The sequence below is a fragment of the Burkholderia sp. HAN2018 genome, from assembly GCF_024704855.1.
Taxonomy (GTDB): Bacteria; Pseudomonadota; Gammaproteobacteria; order Burkholderiales; family Burkholderiaceae; genus Burkholderia; species Burkholderia cepacia.
Genome location: NZ_QOBB01000425.1, coordinates 1 through 2,836, shown reverse-complemented (window position 1 = coordinate 2,836; position 2,836 = coordinate 1). Strand labels below are relative to the sequence as shown.

Here is a 2,836-nt window from a genome sequence, read left to right as displayed (position 1 = left end):
GCCGACGCCGCGAGCGCGCAGATCGCCGCCGCGCAGGCCGCGATCGCCGCGATCCCGAAGGCCGGCGAACAACCGGCGGCCGCCCCGGCCAGCGCCGATGCCGCAACGGCCGGCAAGGCACTGTACTCGTCGACCTGCGTGGCCTGCCACGGAGCAGGCGTGCTCGGCGCGCCGAAGTTCGGCAGCAAGGAAGACTGGGCGCCGCGCCTGAAGGACTCGATGGACACGGTCTACAACTACGCGCTGCACGGCAAGGGCGCGATGCCGCCGAAGGGCGGGTCGAACGCATCCGACGCCGACGTGAAGGCCGCCGTCGACTACATGGTCAACTCGGCGAAGTAACACCGGCCGGCCAGAAAAAACCCCCGCGGCGCACGCGCACCGCGGGGGTTTGTTTTTTGCCTGACCGGCTGACTGTCGGATCGTCGGTTAGTCGCAACACCGCACGCCCGACGGCGCCGCCGCCTCACTTCTGCAGCAACGCCTTCAGGCTGGCGAGCCGGTCCTTCGGCGACATCGGCGCCTCTTCCGGGGTAGGCGGCGGCGCATCGTCGAGCCCCATCTCCGGAATGAAGCGAGACGGCTCGCACACGACCGTCTCGCGCGCCCGCTTGCGCTTCTTGCACCAGTTCAGGTGCAGGCTGCGCTGCGCACGCGTGATCGCGACATACATCAGCCGGCGCTCCTCCTCGATCCGCTCGTTGTCGATCGGGCCGTCGTCCTCGCTGCCGCCGCGGTGCGGCATGATGCCTTCCTCGACGCCGACCAGGAACACGTGCGGATACTCGAGCCCCTTCGATGCATGGACGGTCGACAGCCGCACGGCGTCCGGATCCTCGTCCTTGCCCTCGAGCATCGACATCAGCGCGACGGTCTGGATCAGGCCGAGCAGGTTCTTGCCGGTATCGGCGAGCCCGTCGGCGTTGTGGAAGCCTTCGGCCTCGCCGTCGACGGCCTCCGTCTCGGGCTTGGTGCCCTTGCGCTTCAGCCATTCGAGGAATTCGAGCACGTTCTGCCACTTCGACTGCGCCTGGCGCTCGTCGAACGCGTCGTACAGGTACGCCTCGTAGTGGATCGCCTCCATCATGTCGTCGAGCACGACGGTCGCGGGCTCCTTGTCCGCGCGCTCGGTCAGGCGCTGGATGAAGTCGCAGAACATCCGCAGCGGCTCGACCTGGCGCGCCGACAGCCGCGCCTCGATGCCGCCCATGTACACCGCTTCGAACAACGACACCTTCGCCTGGCCCGCGAACGAGCCGAGCGCCTCGAGCGTCGTGTTGCCGATCCCGCGGCGCGGCGTCGTGACCGCGCGGATGAACGCGGGATCGTCGTCGGCGTTCGCGATCAGCCGCAGGTACGCGCACAGGTCCTTGATCTCGGCCTTGTCGAAGAACGACTGGCCGCCCGACAGCACGTACGGAATGCGTTCGCGCCGCAGCACCTGCTCGAAGATGCGCGCCTGGAAGTTGCCGCGATACAGGATCGCGTAGTCGCGGAACTGCGCGCGCCGCTCGAACTTGTGCGCGGACAGCCGGAACACGACCGATTCGGCTTCATGCTCCTCGTCGTTGCAGGGCGTGACGGTGATCGAATCGCCCATCCCGTGCTCGGACCACAGCTTCTTCTCGAACAGTTTCGGGTTGTTCGCGATCACGTTGTTCGCGGCGGTGAGGATGCGCACCGTCGACCGGTAGTTCTGCTCGAGCTTGACCAGGTGCAGCTTCGGGAAATCCTTGCCGAGCTGCGCGAGGTTCTCGAGCGTCGCACCGCGCCAGCCGTAGATCGCCTGGTCGTCGTCGCCGACCGCCGTGAACGCGGCGCGCGGGCCCGCGAGCAGCTTCAGCAGTTCGTACTGGCACGCGTTGGTGTCCTGGTACTCGTCGATCAGCAGGTAGCGCAGCTTGTTCTGCCAGCGGTCGCGCACCTGCTCGTTCTTCGCGAACAGCTCGGCCGGCAGGCGGATCAGGTCGTCGAAGTCGACCGCCTGGTACGCGTGCAGCGTCGCGACGTAGTTGCGGTAGACCAGCGCGGCCTGGTGCTCGTCCTCGTTGGCCGCGATCGCCATCGCCTCGTCGGGCATGATCAGGCCGTTCTTCCACAGCGAGATGATGCTCTGGATCTTGCGGATCAGCCCCTTGTCGGTCGTGCCGAGCTGCTCCTGGATCATCCCGAAGCAGTCGTCCGAATCCATGATCGAGAACTGCGGCTTCAGGCCGACGTGCTCGGCCTCCTGGCGCAGGATCTGCACGCCGAGCGAGTGGAACGTGCAGACGGTGAGCTGGTTGACGGGCACCTTGCGCCCTTCCTTGCCGGGCGTGGTGAGCGTCTTGCCCTCGAGCAGCTTCCCCACGCGCTCGCGCATTTCGGCGGCCGCCTTGTTCGTGAACGTGACGGCCGCGATGTGGCGCGGCTCGAAGCCTTTCGCTTCGATCAGGTGCGCGATCTTCTGCGTGATCACGCGGGTCTTGCCGCTGCCCGCGCCGGCGAGCACGAGACAGGGACCGTCGAGGTAGCGCACCGCTTCGTTCTGGGCGGGATTGAGGCCTGCGGACATGATGGCGGATGGTGTTGCGGTTGACGGCGGAACGCCGGGAGGATGCCGTGCGCGGCGGGCCGGCGAAGCAGGCGGACACGCGGGGCAGGACGCGCATGTTAACACGTCGGCGGCGCGCTTTTCGGGAGCGCCGCCGGACGGGACCGCGCGGGCGGATTCCGCCGCCGCCCCTTGTCCGTGCGGCCAATCCGGCCCCGTTCGCGCAGCGATCGGCCACAATATCTCCACCCGGCGCCGCCCCGCGCCCAACCGCCTGAATCGCCTGAATCGCCTGAATCGCCT

General features: G+C 67.8%; 2 protein-coding genes. One reads left to right on the top strand and one right to left on the bottom strand.

The window, feature by feature from the left end:
• Positions 1-342: cytochrome c5 family protein (locus DPV74_RS40490; protein WP_162923307.1), on the top strand; the 342-nt coding region annotated here is incomplete at its 5' end.
• 124 nt (positions 343-466) lie between these two features.
• Here the strand turns inward: DPV74_RS40490 and DPV74_RS40485 are convergent.
• Positions 467-2,554: a UvrD-helicase domain-containing protein gene (locus tag DPV74_RS40485; RefSeq protein ID WP_027788668.1), complete on the bottom strand. Its 2,088-nt coding sequence runs from the start codon at positions 2,552-2,554 to the stop codon at positions 467-469.
• Between the last annotated feature and the right edge of the window lie 282 nt (positions 2,555-2,836).